Annotated in this window: 20 protein-coding genes; 9 read left to right on the top strand and 11 right to left on the bottom strand. The window is 59.3% G+C overall.

The annotated features are described in order from the left end of the window. Positions 1-13: 13 nt before the first annotated feature. The 3 genes from RI101_11585 to RI101_11595 all read left to right on the top strand — a co-directional run bounded on the left by RI101_11585 (position 14) and on the right by RI101_11595 (position 2331). Positions 14-583 (top strand): arginine decarboxylase, pyruvoyl-dependent, encoded by a 570-nt coding sequence (locus tag RI101_11585; protein MEC4890689.1) that lies wholly within the window; start codon positions 14-16, stop codon positions 581-583. Between the two features lie 61 nt (positions 584-644). Next, the gene (speB, locus tag RI101_11590) at positions 645-1577 is read left to right on the top strand and encodes an agmatinase (protein ID MEC4890690.1); all 933 of its coding nucleotides are present in this window, start codon (positions 645-647) and stop codon (positions 1575-1577) included. A gap of 10 nt (positions 1578-1587) precedes the next feature. Next, positions 1588-2331: a pseudouridine synthase gene (locus tag RI101_11595; protein MEC4890691.1), complete on the top strand. Its 744-nt coding sequence runs from the start codon at positions 1588-1590 to the stop codon at positions 2329-2331. On the opposite strand, the gene RI101_11600 is transcribed toward RI101_11595, so the two are convergent. The 4 genes from RI101_11600 to RI101_11615 all read right to left on the bottom strand — a co-directional run bounded on the left by RI101_11600 (position 2328) and on the right by RI101_11615 (position 7963). Continuing rightward, positions 2328-3116 (bottom strand): MCP four helix bundle domain-containing protein, encoded by a 789-nt coding sequence (locus RI101_11600; protein MEC4890692.1) that lies wholly within the window; start codon positions 3114-3116, stop codon positions 2328-2330. The genes RI101_11595 and RI101_11600 overlap by 4 nt on opposite strands. A gap of 13 nt (positions 3117-3129) precedes the next feature. Beyond that, a complete protein-coding gene (locus RI101_11605) occupies positions 3130-4797 on the bottom strand; it encodes an ATP-binding cassette domain-containing protein (protein MEC4890693.1) in 1668 nt (555 codons plus the stop codon). A gap of 121 nt (positions 4798-4918) precedes the next feature. Beyond that, positions 4919-6406, bottom strand: coding sequence for a TolC family protein (locus RI101_11610; GenBank protein ID MEC4890694.1), 1488 nt, complete (start codon positions 6404-6406; stop codon positions 4919-4921). A 120-nt stretch (positions 6407-6526) separates the two neighbouring features. After that, positions 6527-7963 (bottom strand): biotin/lipoyl-binding protein, encoded by a 1437-nt coding sequence (locus tag RI101_11615; protein MEC4890695.1) that lies wholly within the window; start codon positions 7961-7963, stop codon positions 6527-6529. 214 nt (positions 7964-8177) lie between these two features. Here RI101_11615 and purE point away from each other — a divergent pair, with 214 nt between their 5' ends. Both purE and RI101_11625 read left to right on the top strand, forming a co-directional pair. After that, positions 8178-8759: a 5-(carboxyamino)imidazole ribonucleotide mutase gene (purE, locus tag RI101_11620; protein ID MEC4890696.1), complete on the top strand. Its 582-nt coding sequence runs from the start codon at positions 8178-8180 to the stop codon at positions 8757-8759. Then, positions 8756-9916, top strand: coding sequence for a 5-(carboxyamino)imidazole ribonucleotide synthase (locus RI101_11625; GenBank protein MEC4890697.1), 1161 nt, complete (start codon positions 8756-8758; stop codon positions 9914-9916). The genes purE and RI101_11625 overlap by 4 nt, the downstream gene beginning before the upstream one ends. On the opposite strand, the gene RI101_11630 is transcribed toward RI101_11625, so the two are convergent. From RI101_11630 to RI101_11645, 4 genes are all read right to left on the bottom strand, one after another. After that, the gene (locus RI101_11630) at positions 9913-10623 is read right to left on the bottom strand and encodes a rhomboid family intramembrane serine protease (GenBank protein ID MEC4890698.1); all 711 of its coding nucleotides are present in this window, start codon (positions 10621-10623) and stop codon (positions 9913-9915) included. The genes RI101_11625 and RI101_11630 overlap by 4 nt on opposite strands. A gap of 9 nt (positions 10624-10632) precedes the next feature. Further along, the gene (locus tag RI101_11635) at positions 10633-11505 is read right to left on the bottom strand and encodes a DHHA1 domain-containing protein (protein ID MEC4890699.1); all 873 of its coding nucleotides are present in this window, start codon (positions 11503-11505) and stop codon (positions 10633-10635) included. Between the two features lie 48 nt (positions 11506-11553). Further along, positions 11554-12609, bottom strand: coding sequence for an LOG family protein (locus tag RI101_11640; GenBank protein ID MEC4890700.1), 1056 nt, complete (start codon positions 12607-12609; stop codon positions 11554-11556). Positions 12610-12729: 120 nt separating this feature from the next. Continuing rightward, a complete protein-coding gene (locus RI101_11645; GenBank protein MEC4890701.1) occupies positions 12730-13434 on the bottom strand; it encodes a CBS domain-containing protein in 705 nt (234 codons plus the stop codon). A 239-nt stretch (positions 13435-13673) separates the two neighbouring features. Here RI101_11645 and RI101_11650 point away from each other — a divergent pair, with 239 nt between their 5' ends. The 4 genes from RI101_11650 (at position 13674) to RI101_11665 (ending at position 17695) form a co-directional block, all read left to right on the top strand. Beyond that, positions 13674-15158: a DUF692 family protein gene (locus tag RI101_11650; protein ID MEC4890702.1), complete on the top strand. Its 1485-nt coding sequence runs from the start codon at positions 13674-13676 to the stop codon at positions 15156-15158. After that, entirely contained in the window at positions 15155-16339 is a 1185-nt protein-coding gene (locus tag RI101_11655; GenBank protein MEC4890703.1) for a tRNA-dihydrouridine synthase, read from the top strand. The genes RI101_11650 and RI101_11655 overlap by 4 nt, the downstream gene beginning before the upstream one ends. Continuing rightward, on the top strand, positions 16330-16965 hold the full coding sequence (locus RI101_11660) for a Maf family protein (GenBank protein MEC4890704.1): 636 nt from the start codon (positions 16330-16332) through the stop codon (positions 16963-16965). Before RI101_11655 ends, RI101_11660 begins: the two co-directional genes overlap by 10 nt. Before the next feature lie 67 nt (positions 16966-17032). After that, positions 17033-17695: a hypothetical protein gene (locus RI101_11665; protein ID MEC4890705.1), complete on the top strand. Its 663-nt coding sequence runs from the start codon at positions 17033-17035 to the stop codon at positions 17693-17695. A gap of 471 nt (positions 17696-18166) precedes the next feature. Here the strand turns inward: RI101_11665 and RI101_11670 are convergent, their stop codons facing one another. The 3 genes from RI101_11670 to RI101_11680 form a co-directional block, all read right to left on the bottom strand. Continuing rightward, complete coding sequence (locus tag RI101_11670; GenBank protein ID MEC4890706.1) at positions 18167-19483, bottom strand: FRG domain-containing protein; 1317 nt, start codon at positions 19481-19483, stop codon at positions 18167-18169. 665 nt (positions 19484-20148) lie between these two features. After that, positions 20149-20526 carry a PilZ domain-containing protein gene (locus RI101_11675; GenBank protein ID MEC4890707.1) on the bottom strand — a complete coding sequence of 126 codons (378 nt, stop codon included), beginning with the start codon at positions 20524-20526 and terminating at the stop codon, positions 20149-20151. Between the two features lie 124 nt (positions 20527-20650). Then, positions 20651-22381 (bottom strand): ABC transporter ATP-binding protein, encoded by a 1731-nt coding sequence (locus tag RI101_11680; GenBank protein ID MEC4890708.1) that lies wholly within the window; start codon positions 22379-22381, stop codon positions 20651-20653. Positions 22382-22479 lie beyond the last annotated feature (98 nt).

Here is a 22479-nt window from a genome sequence, read left to right on the forward strand (position 1 = left end):
GGAGAAGAGAACGATGGTACCTACACATATGTTTCTGACACGAGGGGTAGGGGTCCACAAAGAGAAGCTCGCTTCCTTTGAGCAGGCCCTCCGCAGCGCCGGCGTGGCGTATTGCAACCTGGTGACGGTGTCGTCCATTCTGCCGCCGAATTGCAAGATTGTCCCGCGGAAGCGCGGTGAAAAGCTCTTGAACCCCGGTGAAATCACGTTTTGCGTGATGGCACGTTCGGAAACGAACGAGCGCAACCGCCTCGTGTCAGCCTCCATTGGGCTGGCGATTCCCACGGACCGGGATACCTACGGGTATCTGTCCGAGCACCATGCGCACGGCGAAACGGATGAGGAAACGGGCGAATATACCGAGGACCTGGCCGCCCAGATGCTGGCAACGACCTTGGGGGTTGAATTCGATCCGAACAGCGCGTGGAAAGAGCGCGAACAAGTGTTCAAAATGGGCGGGCAGATCGTGCGGACGCTCAACATCACCCAGTCCGCCGTCGGCAAGGCCGGCAAGTGGACGACGGTGGTCGCGCTGGCGGTCTTTATCCCATCAGAAAATCTGCCGAAGCGGGAGCGGCGCTAGTCCGTGCCTGGCCGAGCGGCCCTTCATCCGCCGGTCGAATTGTCAGCCTAAAGGATTGTCTGTGGCGCTGCCATCGGGTTGGGAAGGGGCGGAGGGTAATTTTCTCGGGATCGATGAGCCCTGGTGCCATCCCGGCCAAGCGGGGGTCTATGTCCTGCCCGCGCCCTACGAGCATACCTCCAGTTATATTCTTGGGTCGGATCGCGGCCCGTCCGCCATTATTGAAGCCTCGCATCAGGTCGAGTTTTACGACGAGCAGCTTGGCTACGAACCCTTTCGAGAATGGAAGGGCATCGCGACCGCGACGCCGCTCGATCTCAAGGGGCAGGTCGATGGCGCCGCCGTGGATGCCATCGAAGCCTTTGTCGCGCCCCATGTGGGCACCGGCCGGTTGCTCGTGACGCTGACGGGGGAGCATACCGGGGCGTTGGGGGCGATTAGAGCGCATGCGAAACGCTATCCGGATCTCTGTGTGGTGCAAATCGATGCGCACGGCGATTTGCGCCAGGCCTACGAAGGCAATCCCTTCAGCCATGCCAGCGTGATGGCGCGGGTCGTCGATGACGGACACCCGCTGGTGCAGGTGGGCATCCGGTCGATTTGCCAGGAAGAGGTGCAACGGATCAAATCGACGGATCGCATCGCGACTTTCTTTGCCGCCTCGATCCTCGATCCGTCCGGGCCCTATGAAGGCAAGGCCTCGCGCTGGGTTCCCGAGGTGGTGGCGGCCTGCAAGGGGCCGGTGTATCTGACGTTCGATTGCGACGGCTTGGATGCGTCCATCATTCCCGCGCTGGGCACGCCGGAGCCGGGTGGCCTGGGCTGGTACGATACGCTGCACCTGATCACGGCGCTGGCCAATGGCCCCGGTATTGTGGGGATGGACATCAGCGAAATTGCGCCGATCGACGGGTTCGTGGCCCCGCAGTTTTCGATCGCCCGGTTGATTTACCGCATGCTGGGCCGGATCAAGGCCGGCCGCCGCGTCCATTAGCCGTGTGACCATGTCGCGCGAATCTGACCACGCGCCTCCAGCCTCTCCATCCATCCGGATCAACAAATTTTTCACCCAGCATGGGATTTGTTCGCGCCGTGAGGCCGATGCCCTCATCGAATCCGGGCGGGTGACGATCAATGGGCGGACGGCCAAGCTGGGCGACCAGGTGAGCCAGGCCGATGTGATTGCTCGTGACGGCACCGTCATCCCATGGGGGCAGGCCTTCACCTACATCAAGTATCACAAGCCGGTCGGCGTGACGACGACGAGCGAACCGCACGTGCCGCGCAATATCATCGCAGAAATCGGGCATCCCGAGCGCATCTTCCCCATTGGCCGGTTGGACAAGGATTCGTCCGGTCTCATCTTGCTCACGAACGACGGGAATATCGTCAATGAGATTTTGCGGACCGAGTTTGGCCACGAGCGGGAATATGTCGTGGAGGTCGATCATCCGTTCGATGACGCGTTTTTGACGCAGATGGCCGCCGGAGTAATGGTGCTGGGGAGTATGACCAAGCCTTGCCGTATGGAGCGTGTGCGGGCGAACCGGTTCCGGATCGTGCTGACGGAGGGCCGCAATCGTCAGATCCGCCGCATGTGCCAGGCGCTGGGATATCGTGTGACGGGCCTGCATCGTGTGCGGATCATGCACATCGGCATCGAGGGGCTTGGGGTCGGACGATGGAACGTGCTGACGGATGAGGAGCGAATGCACCTGTTTCGGGCGGTCGGCAGGGCGGCGAGTTAGCGGGCGTCGCTCGGGAGAGCAGGGGGCGGCGGAGCCGACGAATCCCCTAGCGTGCCGGCATCGGTGATGGCCGGCTGATGAGTGGCCGCTGGTTCCTCGTCGTCACGCCTGCGTCGTCCAAGGAAGAGGTTCAGAAAGGCGATACAGAAACTTCCCCCCACCAGCAGTTCACTGCTGGTTTGGATCGTCCTGGTTCCCTCATCGCGCATGTCTTTCGCCACCTCGGCGACGGTATCCAAGAGCCGGTCGAGCGCCAGGCTGACCTGGATCATTTTCGGCCCCGCATTGTCCGAGGCATGCTCCTCGGCTTTTCTCCTCAGGGCCTCTCGCTCCGCGGGGGAGGCGACCGTCCATTCTTGCGTTAAGAGCTGGATGGTGGTGCTGGCGACGGAGAAGTATTGATCGAGGCTCCTTCGGACCGCTTCGATGTCTTCGGGTTCGCTCCGTCCGCTGCGCGACACGCGCAATCCGGCGGCGGCATACCGGTCGATGGCGTGCTGAATCTTGGCTCGCTGGGTCGGGAGCGACTCGGTGATGCGCTCAAAATCTTTCTGGCTGTCGGCCTCCAGCGCACGAATGATGGTATTGCGGTACCGCATCGTATCGGCTGAGATGTGGGCCAGGTCGGCGGCGCCCAGGGTGTATTCCGTGTACATGATGCGCAAGTCTTGGTCGACCTGGCTCAGGGCCTGGCCGCTGTACCAGCCGAGCGCGGCAATCAGCAGGCTGATGAAGAGCTGGGAGCCGCGGGGTTTGGGAATCGGTAGATGGTTGAGCAGTCCCACGGCAGTGTCCTTATCACTCAAGAATGAGACGGCGATCGACGTGCGGGGTGAGGTTGGGATCGTTCGAAACGAACACCACCGACCAGGATTCATCTTTTGAACAGAGGCGCCGAATGAGGGTTTCCCGCAGGGCCGGTTGGAGCGCGTGCAGGATGCCGTCAAAAATCAAGATCTGCGGCTTGGCGAGAATGGCGCGGGCCAGGAGAATTCGCATGATGTGGGTCGGAGCCAGGATTTTCCCGGGAGCCCGGATATGGGTTTTGATGCCCTGCGGCATGGCATCGATCTCTTCTTCCAACTCGGTGAAGCGCAGCGCCCACCGCACATCGGCATAGGGAACGTAGGGTCGGCCGAGGACAATGTTTTCTTCGATCGTGCCCTCAAAGAGGGAGAGTTGGGAGTCGAGAATGAATCCCCGGCAGCGATTGATGGCCAAGGGGTCCAGATGGCGGAGATCGACCCCGTTATAGCGGATGACGCCATGGGTGGGGGGTTCGAGTCCGGCCAGCACGCGGGCCAGAGCGGTTTTCGCGAGGGTGGTGCTGGCATAGATCCCGATTTTTTCTCCGGGAGTGGCCTCCAGATCGAAGTGTTCAAAGATAGGAGGGACACCGGGATGGGCCATGGCCAGGCCTTTACAGGTGAGCCGGATGCCATGGATCGCCGGGTCCGGCAGCGGGGCCGACAGTTCCGCGGAAACCTGGTCCTTGGGATGCGAGAAAAAGGCGTCCAGCTCCGCAAGGCCGGTCATGAAGTAGTAGACGTGCCCCATCCGTTTCACGACCGCGTCGAAGTTGGTCAACAAGCCGCTGACCACCACTTCGGCGGCCACCAATTGGCCGATCGTCAATTGGCCGATGGAAATGAGCCAGCCGGCCGTGGCGATCAATCCGCCGTGGACGATGGCTTGCCAGCCCACAGCGCTCAGGTATTGGCGGGCCAGAATCGTGAACCGCGCGCGCCGGGCCTGCACATAGGTCTCGACCAGCCGGTCGGATTTCTGCATCAGGAGCGGCTGGCTGTCGGTGGCTTTGAAGTGCAGCAGGTTGTAGGAGATTTCTTGTATCCAATGCAGCGTATTGTATTTCGCATGGGACACGTCGATGGTGGTGCGCAGCCCCCCGTGGGACATGAGGAAAAAGACGATGTTGAATCCGACGAGCAGCAGGATGTTGAAGAGCAGAAAATACGGGTGATAGAAGACGAGGATCGACATGCCGACCGCGCCGCCGACCACGACATTGATCAAATCCACGAGCAGGACGGAGAGCGCTCGCTGGATGAGGACCGTTTCCAGGAAGTAGTTGGCGAACCGGGGCTTGAACCCGTAAAACTGCATTTGGGGCAGTTGCTGGGTCATGGCGATCGTGATGCGGGCGAAAATCCGCCGCTCCAGCACTTCCACGGCATAGTACTGGAGCGTTTTGAAGGCGCCCACGAAGGCCAAGCCGGTGATCATGATGCCGGACAGGGTCACGATCGTAATGGGCTGAATGGCAAAGGCAAAGGTGTTGACCAGTTCCTGGACGGTCAGCGGCACGATGAGGGAGAAGAGCCCGATGGCCAGCGAGTAGGAGAAAATGAGGGCGAGGATGCGCCGTTCCAGCCGGAACAGGAGCCCCAGGTGCCCCAGCATGGCTTGAAAGAGGTTCGGCTGGTTGTCGGAATGGCTTTGCGCCATGTCGTCTAGATCCTCGCGCGAAACCGGCACGCCGTGGCGCGGCGAAAGGCGGTGCTCCGTATCGCCACCGATGCTGCCACCCTAGCAAATCTTTGCCGGAAATGCCACGTTCTGCCGTGACTTAGTCACGGGCCCGGTAGTTGACCGGCGTGGCGCTGGGCATGTTCACCGCCCAGGCGCCAATGGCCCATTGGTACAGGGCCAGGGCTTTCTGATAGTCGGCTTTGGCGCGGATCACCTGCGCTTCCGAATCCACGGAATTCCGCTCGCGGAGATTGACGAACAAAATGCTGGTGGCGCCCAGGCTGAAGCGGAACCGTTCGCCTTCTTCCAGGGTTTTCGCCAAGCGCAGGGAATGCATGGCGGCGTCCATCCGCTCCTTGGCGCGGTCGATGGCGGAGAGGGCGTTATCGACGTCGATCGCCACCTGCTGCTCGCGAAATTTTTGCACCATGACAAACCGGTCGGCTTTGCCTTGGGCTTCCAGCACCTCGCCCCGGCTCTTGCGCTGGAGCAGCGGAATTTTCAATTCCAGCCCAAACCGGTAGCCGAGTCCCAGGACGAATTTCTCGGGCGCGCGGGCCGGCGCCGCTTCGGCATCGAGGCTGGGCAGCAGGTTGTTTTTGGCGAGTTCGAGGTCGATGTCGTTGAGCTTCGCTTCAATGCTGATTTCTTTGATTTCCGGGCGGTCCGCCTTGGCTTGGAGTTTGTGCGCCTGGACGGTGTCGGGAGATGGCGAGGGCGTGAGTATCTGCGCTGGGAAGTCCGGCGCGCGGTCGATGGTAGGCAGCGTCGGCGCATTGTTTTCCCAGAGGAACATGGAGAGCTTGAACTGTTCCTGTTCGACCTGGCGTTGGGCGGCGATGGCCACCTCGCGCCGGCGCTGGACTTCCTGATTCGCTTCGACAACGTCCAGCGGGGCCACGGCCCCGGCTTTGGACCGCCCCTCCACCTGTTTAAACCGGTCTTCCGCGACCTTCAGGGCTTTGCGCTGCATCTCGACATACCGCACGGCGGCGACCCAATCCCAAAACTGGGTGGCGGCGGCGAGAAAGAGGTCCTGGCGGGTCTGCGCGATGCGCACGTCCGCTCGCGGATCGGCCAGTTCCGAGCGCTGTAATTCGGCCTTCTCAGGATTGACCATCAAGCCTTTGAGCAGCGGAAAGAAGCCGCCCAAGATCACTTGCTGGCTGCCATTGCCGAAGGAGAGGTCGGGAATCTTGGCGTCGCCGATGGCCTGGCGCACGCCCGCGCTGTAGCGGAACCCCATCGGATCCCGCGCTTCGATCAAGGTGTCGTTGAAGCCGACGGTTTGGGTATTGAGTTTGTCTTTTGAGATGAACCGTTCCACCTCGGTGTCATTGATGAGGACTGGCTCAAACGCCCCAAGCGCTTTGAGCATTTTCCCGCGGGCCATGATTTTCTCGGTGCCGGCCCCTTTCAACAGCGGATGTGCGCGGTCGATCCAGGCATGGATTTCGTTGAGACTCAAGGGGATGGCGGGAAGTCCCTTGGAGGCCTCCCCTTCGGCGGAGGCGGGAGATGGATTCGTGAAAGCGCAGAGTGAGAGCAGACTTAGGGTCAGGCTCAATCTCAAGAGGGTCATCATGCGTACTCCTTTTGCTCCAGGGATAGAGAGTCATGTGCCATAGGCCGAAGTGCCGGCAGATAGAGTAGATCGGTCAGTGTGAAGATGATGCAGGGACGATGAGCGGCAGACCGGAGGCGATTACTTCGCACCTCGTCCCGCTTTCGGCAAGAGAGTGTCGATCAAGCTGGGTGGACGTTCTTGATAGTCCGGCGGGAAGAGATTAAAGCGCCGCCAGAGCTCGTACCAGAGCGGAACGCGATTCAGGATCACCCAGCCCATGGCTTTGGTGCCTTGCCGCACATGGCTTTGCTCCGGCCAGGGGCGATCCTCGGGATCAGGGACCACCCAGAAGCGGAAATTGCCCTTGCCGTCGTCCACCTGGTCGATCACCTTGATGACGCCGGTGTAGGTGCCGGACATCAATTCCGGCCAGGCCGGCAACGGAATGGCCGGGATGCCGTAGAACAGGATTTTGACCTTGCGGCCCACGTTGAGCAGCGGTGCGTCGATGCCGTCCGCCGTCATCTCGATGGCTTTATCGAGGCTATTCGGGGAGAGGCGCACGATCTTGTCGCCTTGGCGGACGGTTTCGCCGGCTCCGGCTTCGGCCATCTTCACGACCGTGCCGTCGATGGGGGCCAAGATTTTGCTGGCGATGCGCCGTTGGGTGGCATTCGACAGTCTGAGCGAGACCTCCGCCAGTTGATCGGTTGCTTTGGCGGCTTCGGCGACCGACGAATCGCGTGCCGCTTCCGCGTCGAGGAGGCGTTGCAGCACTTCCGCGTTGACTTGATCGCGGCCGAAGCTCAGCGCTTTCATGCCCTGCTCGGCGGCTTTGACATTGGCCTGAGCGCCCTGGAAGTCCGCTTGGGTCGCGATGGCCCCTTGAATGCTCAATTCCAGTTCTCGCTGGGAGACCAGGCCCTGTTCCGCCAGCTGCTTATGGCGATTGACGTTGAGTTCCGCGGTGGCCATGGCAATTCTCGCGGACTCCACCTTTTGATAGGCCTCACGGACCTTGTTTTCAGCCTCCACCACCCGGGCTTGAGCCGAGGGCACGGCGGCTTTCACGAGATTCTGCATTTCCGCGATGCGTTTATCGAGTTGCTCGGCGCGCGCGAGGGCGGCCCGGCGTGTCTGTTCCAATGCCTTCTTCCGTTGATCGAGGAAAGACAGCAAATCGGGGGCCATGAAGTTGGGGTCGTAGTCTTCCAATTCGACAATGAGGTCGCCCTTTTTCACGCGCACGCCTTCAAAGACATGCCACTTTTGGATGCGTCCCGTAATTTGCGCTTCGATATCTTGCGGGCGTTCGTAGGGTGAATAGGCCGAGAGCTGGCCGGTGACGGTGATGGTCTGCGTCCAGGGGAGGAACGCGATAATCAGCAGAAAGAGGACAACCAGTTTAATTGCGAGACGGGAGGAAAATTTCAATCGCTCAGGGATCTGAACGGATTCCCACGATTGGAGCTGGGTCGATGTGGCCAGGTCATCGACGGCGATCTCGCTCAGCCCGCTGTCCTTTCGGGTGAGTGAATGGATGGTGTTTTTGAGATCTACGCCAGGGCGAGCCACAACGGTGATCCCTTACGTGAGAGGCCAGGAAACGATCACTCGCTCATCATAAAAGAAAGGCAGGGCGTGGGTCAATTTGAAGTGGTGAAATAACAAGCGGACAGAGCGGCTCCGGCGTCACCTTGACCCATGGGGAGAGAATCGCTAAGGTGGCGCGTGGGGTGGAAACACACGGAATGGCGGTTAATTGGGAGCGAACAAGGGTGGTGCTTTCATGAGTGGAACAGGACAATCGTCTCGCCGGACGGCGCCGCGCGCGAAGCGGGGGAATCGGCCGGTGATCGGTATTTTAGGGGGCAGCAAGTCGGACTTTCCCATCTTGGAAAAAGCCGGGGCGCTGCTGTCCGATCTGGATATCCCCTATGAATTGTTGGTGGTGTCGGCCCATCGGACCCCTGACCGGCTCTTTGAATATGCGGAAACGGCTCCGGGCAGGGGCATTGAAGTGATTATCGCCGGGGCTGGAGGGGCGGCGCATTTGCCCGGCATGCTGGCCTCCAAGACACACTTGCCGATTATCGGCGTGCCCATTCCGACGGAAAATCTTCGGGGGCTCGACTCGCTTCTGTCCATCGTGCAAATGCCGAAGGGGATTCCGGTTGCCACCGTCGCCATCGGCGGGGCGGAAAATGCCGGATTATTGGCGGCGCAAATTCTTGGGGGGCGGTATCCCTGGATTGCCGAGCGGGTGAAGGCCTTTCGCAAGGCGCAAACGGAAAGCGTGTTGAACTCTCCGGAAGCGCAAGGGCGGAGTGTCGGCAATCTTCAGGCAGATGGGATGAGCCAGTCGTCGTGACCGGCGCGCCGCTCTATCCCGGAGCCACCCTGGGCGTGCTCGGTGGCGGGCAGCTTGGCGCCATGTTTGCGGCGGCGGCTCTGCGCCTGGGCTACCGGGTGGCGGTCTGGGATCCTGATTCCGATGCGCCCGCGCATCGCGCCGCCTATCGCTCCTTTACCACGTCTTTCGCCGATCCTGCCACGGCTCGCGAGTTCAGCCAGTCGGTCAGCGCGGTGACGCTGGAATGGGAAAATGTTCCGGCGGCCCTCTGCGATCAGCTGGCGGAGACCCTTCCTGTGCGGCCATCCGGTGCGGTTCTGCGGGTGATTCAAGACCGGATCGAACAAAAGCAATTTCTTCGGGCTCAGGGATTTCCCGTGCCTTCGTTCCGGATGGTTCAGGCGCCGCACGAGCTTGCTGGTGCGGTGGCCGAACTGGGGGGCGCGGTCATCTGCAAGACGGCCACCTCCGGATATGACGGCAAGGGCCAATGGGCGATCAGGCATGCGTCTGATGTGGTGGCTGTCGAGCAGGCGCTCACCAGCATGGTACCTCGTGGCGCACGGTGGATTGTCGAGTCGATGGTGGATTTTGCGCGGGAGCTGTCCGTCCTTGTTGTGCGGGGGCAGGACGGTGACCAGCGCGTCTATCCTGTCGTGGAGAACCGGCATGAGGGCGGAATCTTGCGGATGTCGGTCGTGCCGGCCGGAATCTCGGAGGTCCTGTCACAACAGGCCGCCGATCTGGTGATGCAGGCGGTGCGTGCGCTGAATGGGGTCGGTGTGTTTTGCGTAGAGCTGTTTCACGCCCGGAATGGCGCGCTTCTCATTAACGAAATTGCCCCTCGTCCGCATAACTCCGGGCACTACACCCTTGATGCCTGCTCTGTATCGCAATTTGAGCAACAGGTCCGTGCGCTCTGCGGGTTGCCGCTCGGGGAGGTTCGGCTCTTGAGCCCGGCGGCCATGGTGAATGTAATCGGCCAGGACCTGGAGGCCGTGACGAGCCGTGAGGGCTGTCACGATCTCCTGGCCACTCCGGGCGCGGTGCTGCACCTCTATGGGAAGCGGGTGGCCAGGGCTGGCCGGAAAATGGGCCATGTGACCTTTCTGGCAGAGGAGTCGGAACAGGCGGCGACACGGGCAAGCCGGTTCGAGAAGCTCCTTCGTGTTTAGCGATCCCACCGATGGGGACGGCTCTGCGAGAACAGCGGGACCTCTCGTCGTTTGAAGAGGCTGATCAGCGCCATCCCCGCGACAAATCCTCCGATGTGGGCGAAGAACGCGATGCCTCCTCCCTTCGTCCCAAGGCTCATCCCGCCGCTCAAGAGCTGGCCAAGAAACCAGACGCCCAGGACCACGACCGCCGGCACATAGGCGGTTCGAAGGAACGGGGGTGGGATGAGAATCAGCACCTGCGCGCGCGGGAAGACCAACAGATATGCGCCTAGAATAGCCGAGATGGCGCCACTGGCCCCCACCATCGGGATTTGGGATGAGGGATCGGTCAGGGCATGGCTCACGGCGGCCAGAACTCCGCAGACGACATAGAACACGACAAAGCGGACATGGCCCATGATGTCTTCGATATTATTGCCGAAGATCCAGAGGTAGAGCATGTTTCCGAACAGATGCATCCAGCTGCCATGGAGAAACATGCTGGTGAGCAGCGTCAGCAAGCCGGGAAGGGCCGCCATATCGCCGGGCAGCGTGGCCTGTCCGAAGACAACGGCGGGAATGGCGCCGTACTGAAAGACGAAGGCTTCATCGCCGTGGGATGGGAGAGACGCTTGATACAGGAATACCAGCACGCAGGCGGCGATGATCGACATGGTGACGAAAGGAGTGCGCTCCGTAGGATTGTCGTCGTGCAGCGGGAGCATGGAGCTGGTCTATGGTGAACGGCGGCGATCGAGCACGGGTCTGGGCAAGACGGGATTGGCCGGCAGAGACCCGTCGGCGTTGAGGGGAACCGAAAAACCGGCGGCATGGGTATGGCCGCCGCCGCCGAACGAGGCTGCGATCGTCCCCACATCGGTCCCGTCTTCGCGGGAGCGCATGCTGAAGTAGCGGCGTCCGTCCCGGTCGTGCCAGATGAGGCAAAAGGGGTGGTGCGGTGACAACCGCTCGCCGACCTGGGTGGTCAGAATGGCGCTCTGGACCGCGGGAATGACGGCGCCTTGGAATTCCACCATCACGGCCTGGGCCGCCAATTTCCCCACGAGTTCTTGCTCGTAGCGAAGAATCGCCCGCCCTTCCTGTTCAAGGTCCGATTGGGTGAATCCATTCCATCGTTCGAAGTCGAACGGGTAGGACGCAATCGCGGCGTTGATCTCACGGCTGCCGGGCAGGGCCCAATTCCATAAATCCTTATCCTGGATGTATTGCAGCAACCAGGGAGCCGATGAGCCGTGGGCCCATTCCCATCCCAGCACCGCGCCGGACTTCTTGAGGTCGAAATAGGCGTACGGCAGGCCGGCCAAGGCTTTTTCAGCCGTGATGTGATGGTCCAAGATGATGAGGTCCTTGGCCTCGGCCGCCATCGTTTCAAGGATGGGCCGGGAATAGCTGAAGTCAACGATGACGACGTGTTCGTCTTTTAGATCGTCAGGGGGAGGATTCCCGTGTTTGACGGGAATGAATTTCGCGCCGGGATATTGTTTCCAAATCGCCCAGGCGGCGCCGAATCCATCGGCGCATTCGGCGTGATAGAGCACCCTGCTCGGAGGACTGCTGAATTGACGGGTCTGGGGCGAATCACTCATGGACGTGGGAGCCACCATACCATGCTCAGGCCTCAGACTAAAGGGGCGCTAGAGACTATTCAGATGGTCGATCAGCTGCCGCAGCCGTCCCGCGCTGCGGCGATTGAAGGGGAAGACCAGCCGCGGCAGTGTGGCCAGGGTTGGCTCATCGAGTTCCTCCTCCAGCGCGCCGCGCAATTCAAAGCGTCCGTCGATGAGGAGATCGGCGAACTGGCCTTGAATGTGATCGAGTTGCTCCGCGGAGATCGGTGACGTCAGCCGCATGGCCAGTTGGCGGCCGACGAAGCGAATCGAATGGTAGCGCCGATAGAAGGCCTGGATTTCTTCGACCGCCGCGTCCGCCGAGTCCACGATCTTGAAGAGACTGAGATCTTCTCCGTTGATCAATTTTCGTTTCAAGAGTTGCTTGACGATGAAACCTGACCAGTCATCCCAATAGTCGCAGCCGGGCGCTTGCAGGCAGACGATCGGTTGCGGATCGCTCTTGCCGGTCTGCGCGAGGGTGAGGATTTCAAATCCTTCATCGTGGGTGCCGAAGCCGCCGGGAAAGAGGGCGATGGCGTTGGCTTCTTTCTGGAACATCAGCTTGCGAGTGAAAAAGTATTTGAAGGTAATCAATTTGGGATCGTTGGCGATCGTGGCGTTCGCCCCCTGTTCGAACGGCAGCATGATGTTCACGCCGAAGCTATTTTCCCGCCCGGCGCCTTCCTGCGAGGCCCGCATGATGCCGTCGGCGCCTCCGGTAATGACCATGTAGCCGGCTGTTACGACCTGCTCGGCGAACTGATGGGCCAAGCGATAGTTGGGATCGTCCGAGGGCGTGCGGGCTGAGCCGAAGATGCTGACTTTCCGCCGGTCGCGATAGTTGTGGAAGACGCCAAACGCATGGCGGAGTTCCTTGACGGCCCGGTTGACGATCTTGAGATCCAAGAGGTCGAGATGGGCGTCATGGAGCCGCAGGAAGCCGCTCAGGAGCTCTTTCATAATGGCGGCCTGGAGATCGTCGTCCGGTCCCTCCAGCAGCGCGCGAATCTGCGCCAGAATATCTTCGTTGGAGAGCATCGGCCGTTGGCGGTGTTGCGGGGGTTGGGTCGGAGTATCCATCGTCTGCACCTTTAGTGAGTCGGAGGAATTCCACGTGAGAAAAAATTCTACCAGTGGACCGGCCGGCGGTCAAAGAAGATCGCAAGACTTGCTACGACGGAAATGGCGGCGTGGAACGTGTTAGGACAGATCGGCCGATTTGGGCGAGTTTTTCAGCACCCAGGCTTTGATGCGAGACTGGTCTTCAGGGGAGAGATTGGTGAACTGGATATCCACGCTGGGGATAGTGGATGCCGCCCGCTTGCCGGGACCGGCGGTCTCACTGTCATCGAGAATGGTGCCGGTGATCGTCAGGGGGGCCGGGAGTTCGGGCAGTGAGAAGCTCACGAGGACCGTGGTTCCCGGCAAGAGCAGTGTTGGGGACTGGACCATGGCGCCCACATGGCTGAGCTGCACGATGATGGCCTGATGTTGGGCGCCCGGCGCGTCTCCCTCCAGCACGCTGACGGTAGCCGGCACCCGGGTATGGCAGCGTTTGGGGGAGAGGATCAGGTCGCGTGCCGTCAGGACTCCGACGGGCTGTTCTTGTTTGGTCACGATCAAAATAGGCGATCCGGACGACATCATCAAGGTCGAGGCGTCATCGGCTAGGCAGTCGTATTCGATAAACTGAACAGGCCGTGACATGATGGCGCGCACTTCAATGTCGTCGGGGTGGAGGCCCTGGGCGACCACTTTCTTGACGATATCGGCCGGGGTCATCAGTCCGAAATGCGTGTCCGTGTCTTTTACCAGCAGGCAGGGCATGTGTTCCTGCTCAAGCAGCGACGCGGCCTCGGTGACTGTGATATCACCGGGAATTTGCACGACACCTGGAGTCATCATATGGGCTACCAAGGTTAATAAGGGGTTCGGTGTTTTGGTATGTTGATCGTCCTGATTCGTCATCGCTCAGCCAGGTCCTTGTCGTTCACCATCAGCAGTCCCAACCGTCGCGATGTAGGGCAAGTATAGCAGACGATTCCGGGAGTTCCTGCCACGCTTAACACCTTGTCATTGCAGCGTTTCTAGGCATACACTAGGTTTCAATTTTGTCAAGGGACAAGAGTGAGGAAAGGGGCCCCGTGAATTCCCTGCGCGATGAATATCAACGACGTGTCGATCAGGTTCCCGTGCAGGGGCTGGGACTCTCCGTCGATGTGTATTCCCCAGACGTCGTTAGCTTGCTCGCCTCCCTCAGGTGCCGTCAAGTCATTCCTGCTTATCTGGAAGTGTTCCACGCGGCATCCACCGCCTTGGCCGCAGTCCGGAGCCAGACAGAGATTTCCCTCACGTATCATGGCGAAGGGTTATGGGTGACTCAGCCGGGAGCAGAGCGGGATCGGCTGTTTCTGCAGGAGGCCTGTGCGGTGGCCGGCCAGCTGGAGATCCTTCAGAGTGCCTGGTCAAACCATGAATGCGCCACGAAACACATGGCAGGGTATTCGTTCGGCACCTATCTCCCGCCGCTCTATACGGCGGCGAGCGCGGCGGTGGTGGCGAGGAATATACGGGCGGTGCAGGCGATCTTCGATCGGGAGTGCCGGTTGCCTGGCGGGCAATCGCCGTTGTTCCTGTTGGAACTGCCGCCGCTCACCTATTTTGTGGCGGGCACCCTGTCGATCCCGGAGTTTTTCCGCCACGTCACCGAACAGGCGGCTTGCGGACTGGTGCTGGATATCGGGCATCTTTGGACGGTCTATCGGTATACACGGGCGTGGCAGCGTCTGTCGCTGACGGCATTTCTCGTTCGATTCTTGGCGGAGTTTCCGCTGGAGCGCGTCGTCGAGATTCACGTGGCAGGGCTGTCGGTGCATGAGTCGATGACGGTGAGCCCCCTGCGGCCGCTGGCCGAACAGGATCAGGGATTGCCGTTGTGGACCGACGCCCATGCCGCGCCGATTCCCCCGGTGCTGTTCGAGATGTTGGATCGCATTCTGACGGATTCGCGGTTGAGGCACCTCAAGGGGCTGGCGCTGGAAGTCGATACCAAGCCGATCGAGCTGATCGTCGAGGAATTTGAATCGTTCACCCGCCGGTATGGGACCGTCTTCCCGATCACGGCGCAGGCCGACGTCTGTGCCGATGCGAACCGGCCAGTGCGGGCCAATCGCGTGACGGAGGTCTGGTCGGATGCGGAGGAAGAAGGTGTGCGCCGGGCGTATGAGGCCTATGCGCGCGTCGTCTCGGGCCAGGCGGCTCCGGCGGGGCCGGACTGGACCTCACCGGCTGCCTGTTCCGATGGACTGACGTGGTATCAATCGAGTTATCTGCCCTATGAGATTGTGCAGTGGGGCGGCGAGATCGAGGCCATGTTTCCCGGAACCTGCCGTGAGTTGGCGGCACGGGCCGTGCCGCTCAAGACCTTCGTCGCCTTTTGGTTTCGGGAACCGCGTCCCGTGACGACGTCGTACGATTTCTTCGAGATCAAGATCGACCGGTTTCTGGAATTTGTGCGGGAGGTTGCTCCGGACGTCGAGACCATGGCGCAACGTGAAGCGAACGAGTTGCGCGAGGCCTACCGGTCGGCCAATGAAGCCCCCGCATCGGTTGAGAGCCATCAGCCATGAGTTTTTGGACGACATTGCCCCGGCCGATCATCGGCTTGTCACCCATGGACGGGGTGACGGACGCCACCTTTCGGCGTGTCATCGCGCAGCAGGGGAAGCCTGATGTCACGATGACGGAGTTCACCCATGTCCATGACATCTGCCGTGGTCCGGAATTTCTGCTGAGCACGCTGATCTACAGTGACATCGAACGGCCGATCGTGGCGCAACTCTACGGCAAGGATCCCGCCCTGTTCTATCAAGCCGCTCATGCGGCCTGCGAGCTGGGGTTTGACGGGATCGATATCAACATGGGATGCCCGTCGAAAAGCGTGGCTTCATCCGGGTCTGGTGCGGGGCTCATTAAGACGCCGGAGGTGGCCCTGGCGATTCTTCGTGAGACGCGGCGGGGCATGGACGATTGGGCGAACGGGCAGACGCTGGAGCAGGCCGGATTCAAATCTGCGAGGATCGCCGCCATCCGGGCGCTCAACGAACGCCGTCAAGGCTCCGTGCCTGTTCCGCGGCGGATGCTGCCGCTCTCGGTGAAAACGCGTCTGGGGTATGAGCGAGCCATTGTCGAACATTGGATTGCCGATCTCTTGGAGGTGCGACCGGCGGCCATTTCGCTGCATGGACGGACGTTGCAACAGATGTATCGGGGAGAGGCCGACTGGTCGGCGATCGCCCAGGCCGCGCAACTGGTGAAAGGCACCGGCACGTTGTTGCTGGGGAACGGAGATATTCAGAGTCTGGATGAGACCGTGCAACGGGTGAGGTCCGCGCAGGTTGATGGAGTGCTCGTGGGCCGGGCGGTGCTGGGCGCGCCCTGGTTTTTCCGCGAGAAGGAACAGGCCCGGGCGCTGGCTCAAGCGGGCGATCCCGCCGGCCGGATCGAAGCGCCGGCCATCGTCCTCGATCAACGGTTCGGGTTGTTGCTCGACCACGCCAGGCAATATGAGGCGATCTGCGGCCCCGGGCAGTTTCACCGCATGCGGAAACATCTGGGGTGGTATTGCAAGGGGTTCGCGCATGCCGCCGCGTTGCGCGCCCGGATGTTCGGGGCCTCGTCCGTTGCCGATGTCGAACGGATTGTCGCCGACTACCGCGCCAATCAGGTGCTGGACCCCGCGCCCTCTTCCGGCCAGATCGATCCGGATCCGGACGATTCCGTGACGACGCTTGTGTCGCGATGCAGCTGATTCTCGCCTCGACCTCGCCGCGCCGCCGTGAACTGCTGGCGCTGCTGGGGATTCCCTTTGAAAGTCACGCGCCTGCATTCGAGGAACAGCCGCTTCCAGGGCTCACGCCTCTTCAGCATGTCCGCCATTTTGCGCAGGAGAAGGCCCGTTCGATTGCCCGGCAGCATCCTGAGCATCTGGTAGTGGGGAGCGATACCGTCATTGAGTGCGATGGACAGATGATGGGGAAGCCCGTGGATCTGTCGGAGGCGCGAGGCATGTTGACCAAGCTGGCCGGGCGGGATCACCTGGTGCACACAGCGGTCGCGCTCTGTTGTGTGAACCGGTCGCTCGATCTGGTCGAGGTGGCCACGGCGACTGTGCGCATGAAGCGCGATGATGGAGCGTGTCTTGAGCGGTATGTGGCGACCGGCGAATCGCTCGGGAAAGCGGGCGCGTATTCCATCCAGGGCGAGGGCGGGGCGCTGGTGGAAGCCGTCCAGGGGGATTATCTTGGCGTGGTGGGGCTGCCGTTGCGGCTGGTCGCGACCTTGCTGGCTGGCGCAGGGCTCCCTGTTCCTGTCGATCTGGAGGCGCTCTATCGGGAGAAGCCCTATCCGAATTGGGCGCGGTTTGCGCACGATTGAAAAGGGGGAACGGTTTCCCTACAATGCCGGAGTCTATTATTCTGTCTTCATCCTGAGGGAGGCGGTCATGTCGTTCGTATCACATCGTCGTGCGTCGGTATGGGCCTGTTGTGCGGTGCTGGGCGTGCTCGGGATCACGGTTCCGCAGACGGCGCCGGCGATTGATGTGAAACTGACGATGGAAGAGGCGCAGAAGAGTTTGGAAGCCGGGCGCATCCCGATGGACAAAGCCAACTCGCCGGAAGATGTGAAGAAAGTGCTGCAGCAGGCCTCGCTGGCCACCCGGATCGGTTCCGATCCCGAGAAAGATTCGTGTGGCGCCAGTGCCATTCTGCGTACGAAGCGGTTCCGGCTGGAAGCGTTCGGACGCCAGGAGGCGGCGGAATCCAAGAAACAGAAGAAAGAGATCCGCATGCCCGACGAGTTCATCAAGAAGGTCGTCGAGATGCCCAACATGGAAATCGAAGTGCAGCTCTGCGGCGATGATGAGTATTTTGCCGAGGGTGCGCAAGTGGCCTTCCAGCAGGGCAACAAGAACATCAAGCCGATCGATGTGAGCCCCGCCGAGAAGGGCCGTAAGAACGAGGGGCAGGGACCGGCCTACCGGTCGCGTTTTACCGCGCGTTTTGCCTACGAAAGCTTCGATCCCAACGGCAAGACCAAAGTCATCGTCTTTTCCCCGGACGGGAAAACCAGCGAATTTGACGCGGACTTCTCAAAGGTTCGGTAGTTCGAGCAAACGGGATTCTTCGTTGTAGTTAGGGGATAAAAACGTAAACTGACTAGAAAGTTGTAAGCTGAAACGTCGCCCTCCAACGGAATTTGGGAATAAAGTCGTAAACTAGATCAATTGTTTTTTGAAGCTGGTGGTTAAAGCTGGTGGTTAATGGTGGCATCACCATTAGCTCTGCCTGCAGCTCAGCTCTCTCGCCTGCGCGCAAGTGATTGCGTACTCTACTCAAACAGGCCACCCATACTGCTCCAAAGCAGCCACTCAAAATGCTGAAACCCAGTCGGCGTAACTGCCCAAGGCAAACTGTGTCGCTTGAGTCTTGATTGATCCCCGACTCCGGTAAGGTTGGGCACTGGATTGCGGTTTTCTCGAGGCTCTGAACGGCTGCATCCGGCCAAGAGCGGAAGTTCATCACCGAGATCGCACCGCCGTAAAGCGGTCCTCAGCCTTGTCGCGTTAACGCTTCAATCAGTCGCCGTTTTCAGCGGTCGGCTGGATTGACTTGTTAAACTTAAACTTTTCGGCAATATACTTCGCTGAGTTTTCAATGTACGGAAATACTGTGCTTTCATTAATGTTTAGCAAATCGAGTTCTTTCAGCATGCTTTCCTTATTCGACACGGTGAATCTGGACACTTTGATTTCCGGAGTTCCTTCCTCATTAAAAACGGCATCCATGCCGAATAGAAGGAACGCACCAGATTGGGAAGATATTCGATCGTTACTCTGTTTTCCCTTAACGCAAACAATTTTCCGAAGATCCTCAGGAATAATTTTTGCCTCGAAAAATGGCTTTTCTTCTCTAATAAAATGAAGGAGGCGCTTTATTGGAAGCTGCTCATTAAACTTTTCTTCGTCGAACTCAATCGCGTTTTTCTCCGATTCTGGTAAACGAGCGAGGTTTGCAATGCAACTAGCCACATCTGAATCAAAATATTTCACATCAGTCCGTTTCATCGAGAAAACGATTACCTCCCCCTCTTCACTAGGTGTTGACTTGCATGCGAAGTAGAGGGCAATCAGTGGATTGGAGGTGATATCGAGTAGCCGAGTAGGCAACGAGTAATGCTGCATTCGAACTAGGCTATCAAGCGTGTAAACATCTGACTGAAAATCAGCGGAGTTTGATACCAATAACTCCCGAAACAGTATGTGCTCATTTTCCTTGTACAGTGGGTTTCCGTCTTCGTCCCTGCGAAACAATGACGGCTCCAGCTTGTACTTCTTTTTGTTTGAATGGCCGCGGTAAAATACCTCCTGGCCATCTTTCTGTTCGAGCGATAGAACCTTACGTATAAACTCCTGAATGGTGGTGATCTTGGGGTTCTTAGATTCTTCTATCGTTGGCCTTTCTTGTTTGGTTGTTCTTGATTCGCCCCTTGCCCCCAAAACTCCCTTTTTCCGAAGCCTTTCAAATAAGTCTTCGTCTTTTACAGCCCAGTGGGTTCTGTTCATTTCCCAGCTACGGATATCCAGCAGCGGGGCAATGGGTTGTATTTGAGCGAAGGGAATTGGTGCGATGTTTTGTTCGAATTCGAATTCAATTAGGAGGTTTCGCCCACGTTCCTTAATGGATGTGAGATAGCCAATACGAACATCAGAATCTATGCCCTCATACGCGAACAAGGTTGGGTAGCTTTTCAAGTTTTCGATATGAGATGCACTCAGTTCTTGTAGAGCCGAAGCAATATCTTCGTTCGTATACTCAAGAAAGCGACTCTTATCGAATTCGTAGAAGCCCTTATCCCAAGCGCCATTCATTGAAGTCACTAGGAGGTTGTACATGGGGTGCAGATATCCTTTACGAATTTAACAATGTTTAGACGGATCGGCGTAAGAGCGGGATCCGACCATTTCTGTCCGTATAACACGTCGCTACTGTTCGTGAAGAATATGCCATGCTCGTCGTCGTTTCAATGCGTTGCGGCCGCAGAGCCATTTATCACGGGTTCTTATGCGGATCGGCGTAAGCCCACCGGATAGCGGTCGGTCGTGAACAGCGGCTTTGGGTCGGAAGCAGCCATTCAGAACAGCTAGGGCGGCTGGTTTGCTGCATTTTGAGTGGCTGGATTCCGTCATACTAGGTGGCCGTTTTGAGTAGCATACGCCATCGGGATACAATTTTATTTCATCTAGGCATTTGAATTGCCTGGGTCGTAGGGCGATAGGATGCAACTATATTGCACTCATTCTGAAAATGACCACTTGCACTATCAATAGGTTGTGACGTGCTGAGGATACAACTTAATTACACGTCCTCATTCGGCATTGTGCGTTCGCGAACGGGCTCGTGCGAGCTGAGGGGGATATCCCTGCGGAGTCGCGGATTCAGGTTTCTGTAATCCCTTGGCGTGCGTCCTGCCAACGTATAAACCACCAGTCTCATTTCTCTCTTGCCTGACAGGTGCGGCTGTGCGCACGCTCTAGCATTTAGGCGCGATGCTTCGCGATTAGTGCAGGGTGATCGGTTGAAGCGAGATGAGGATGGGCGCTTCTTCCTGGTCATCGATCCGCTGTGCGCTCAGGAGTAAATCGTACACGTTCTTGATTCGTGCGAGAGCGTCCGGGCTGAGGTCAAGGAACCGGATGCCGCATTTCTGGTTGTGTGTCCAGGTCACGATGGCGTGTTCGATCTCTAGATGGTCTTGCCGATCGGGGAGTGCCAGCTGCAGCTTCAGGCGCATGCCGCAATGAAGTGAACGCGTATCCTGTTGGATGGCACATCCGTCCGGAGAAAAATCCTTGGTTATGCCGGACTGATTGTGTCCGGTGCCGCGAAGGCTTACGGGGCGCTGCAGGGGGACTCGTTGGTAACGGCGTGTCGGCATGTCATCCTCCTCCGGTTTGTCGGCGGTGTGGATTAACTCTAGCAGCGGTTCCCTGGCCGAGTAAGACGCAGAAGGGTTAACACGAAAGAGGGGGGAGTTGTCGGAGCGCTCGAATAAGATCGGATTATGCCGGTTGTTCGTTGAAGCGGATGGTGTAGAGGTAATGGTAGAGGCCTTTGCGCTCTAAGAGTTGCGCGTGGGTGCCTGATTCGACGATGCGGCCCTTGTCCAAAACAAGAATGCGGTCGGCGCGCTGAATGGTGGTGAGCCGGTGCGCGACAACAAAGGTTGTGCGTCCCGCCATGAGCCGTTCCAGGGCCTCTTGCACCAGCCGTTCCGACTCGGTGTCGAGCGACGAGGTCGCTTCGTCCAGCAGCAGCACGCGCGGATTCTTGAGAATGGCGCGGGCGATGGCGATGCGCTGGCGCTGTCCGCCGGACAAGTTGATGCCTTTTTCTCCCACCACGGTCTGGTAGCCATCCGGAAATGCGGAAATAAATTCGTGGGCATGGGCGGCCTTGCTGGCTTCCTGCACCGCGGCTTCGTCGGCCTGCGGATTGCCGTAGCGAATATTGTCCAGGATGGTGCCGCCGAAGAGGATCGTTTCTTGCGGGACCAACGCGACTTGCCGATACCAGCTTTCGACCGACACGGTTTTCAGGTCGTGCCCATCGATGGTGATGCGGCCTTTAAGGGGGTCGTAGAACCGGTGGAGCAGATTGATAACGGTTGTTTTCCCGGCTCCGGTCGGCCCAACAAACGCGACGAGTTCTCCGGGACGGGCCTCAAACGACACGTGTGAGAGGACCGGTGTGCGAGGATCGTAGTGGAAGCTCACCTGTTCAACCTGCACGTGGCCTTGTACGGCCGAGAGCGTAAGGGCATTCGGTTCGTCGCGAATGTCGGGCTGGGCGTTGAGAATTTCAAACACCCGCTCGGTCGCGCCCTGGGCTTCTTTGATCTGCGCGAAGACTCTGGCCGCTGAGCTGAAGGGGCCGATCAGAATGCCCGCGAACAACACGAAGGCAAAGAGATCGCCCGGCGTGACGGTGCCTTCGATGACTTGGGTGCCACCGTACCACAGCACGGCGGCTGCCGCCGAAAAAGTCAGCAGCGTAATCACGGGAATAAACAGCGCCATTACGCCTGCCCGGCGGAGCGACAGGGCGAGGCCCTGATGGAGCTGTGCGGTAAAACGCGCGTCTTCCCGCGCGGTTTGCACGAACGATTTGACAATGCGAATGCCTGAAATCACTTCTTCCAGGAGCGTGCTGAGTGCGGCGGTCTGGTCCTGAATGGAGGTTGAGAGGGATTTCAACTGGCGTCCAAAGAATTTTGCGGCGAGGACCAGCAGCGGAAGAAGGACGAGGATCAGCAGGCATAACCGCCAGTTCATGGAGAGCAAGAAGCCGATGCCGCCGATGAAGGTGACGAGTTGCTTGGCTGTATCGATCGGTGTTTCAGTGACAATGGATTGGATGACGGTCACATCGTTCATCAGCCGCGAGAGCAGTTCGCCCGTTCGGCGCCGGGCAAAGAAGCTGACGGCCAGGCTTTGGAGATGTTTGAAGAGGTGCGTGCGAACGTCCGCAATGATGTGTTGAGAAATCCAGGCCGTGAGATAGCTGTGCCCCATCGAACAGAGGCCCTGGAGCAGGACCAGCCCGACAAACAGCGTGATCAATTCCGTCATCCGCCCCTGATCGTGCTGGACGGTAATGACATCCCATAAGGTGCCGGCCAGGCGCAGCAGGGCAAGATTGATGGCGGCGACCCCCATGACGAGGAGTCCTGCCACAGCCATGCGTGAAAGATAGGGGCGGATAAACGGGAAAAAGCGTTTCAAGTTCGACATCAGCTGATCGCGCGAGTGCGTGAGGGCAGTGTGATAGGGATGGCAGTGAAAAGCCTAGACGGCATAATCGCAGTCACACGGCAGCCGTGTGGACACGC

This window comes from Nitrospira sp. (assembly GCA_035968315.1).
Taxonomy (GTDB): domain Bacteria; phylum Nitrospirota; class Nitrospiria; order Nitrospirales; family Nitrospiraceae; genus Nitrospira_D.

Coding starts and splice junctions, on each gene's coding strand:
- RI101_11610 (MEC4890694.1), bottom strand. CDS start 6,406: ATGATGACCCTCTTGAGATTGAGCCTGACCCTAAGTCTGCTCTCACTC.
- RI101_11670 (MEC4890706.1), bottom strand. CDS start 19,483: ATGTACAACCTCCTAGTGACTTCAATGAATGGCGCTTGGGATAAGGGC.
- RI101_11665 (MEC4890705.1), top strand. CDS start 17,033: ATGTCGTTCGTATCACATCGTCGTGCGTCGGTATGGGCCTGTTGTGCG.
- RI101_11605 (MEC4890693.1), bottom strand. CDS start 4,797: ATGGCGCAAAGCCATTCCGACAACCAGCCGAACCTCTTTCAAGCCATG.
- RI101_11655 (MEC4890703.1), top strand. CDS start 15,155: ATGAGTTTTTGGACGACATTGCCCCGGCCGATCATCGGCTTGTCACCC.
- RI101_11675 (MEC4890707.1), bottom strand. CDS start 20,526: ATGCCGACACGCCGTTACCAACGAGTCCCCCTGCAGCGCCCCGTAAGC.
- RI101_11645 (MEC4890701.1), bottom strand. CDS start 13,434: ATGATGACTCCAGGTGTCGTGCAAATTCCCGGTGATATCACAGTCACC.
- RI101_11585 (MEC4890689.1), top strand. CDS start 14: ATGGTACCTACACATATGTTTCTGACACGAGGGGTAGGGGTCCACAAA.
- RI101_11630 (MEC4890698.1), bottom strand. CDS start 10,623: ATGCTCCCGCTGCACGACGACAATCCTACGGAGCGCACTCCTTTCGTC.
- RI101_11660 (MEC4890704.1), top strand. CDS start 16,330: ATGCAGCTGATTCTCGCCTCGACCTCGCCGCGCCGCCGTGAACTGCTG.
- RI101_11635 (MEC4890699.1), bottom strand. CDS start 11,505: ATGAGTGATTCGCCCCAGACCCGTCAATTCAGCAGTCCTCCGAGCAGG.
- RI101_11595 (MEC4890691.1), top strand. CDS start 1,588: ATGTCGCGCGAATCTGACCACGCGCCTCCAGCCTCTCCATCCATCCGG.
- purE (MEC4890696.1), top strand. CDS start 8,178: ATGAGTGGAACAGGACAATCGTCTCGCCGGACGGCGCCGCGCGCGAAG.
- RI101_11640 (MEC4890700.1), bottom strand. CDS start 12,609: ATGGATACTCCGACCCAACCCCCGCAACACCGCCAACGGCCGATGCTC.
- RI101_11680 (MEC4890708.1), bottom strand. CDS start 22,381: ATGTCGAACTTGAAACGCTTTTTCCCGTTTATCCGCCCCTATCTTTCA.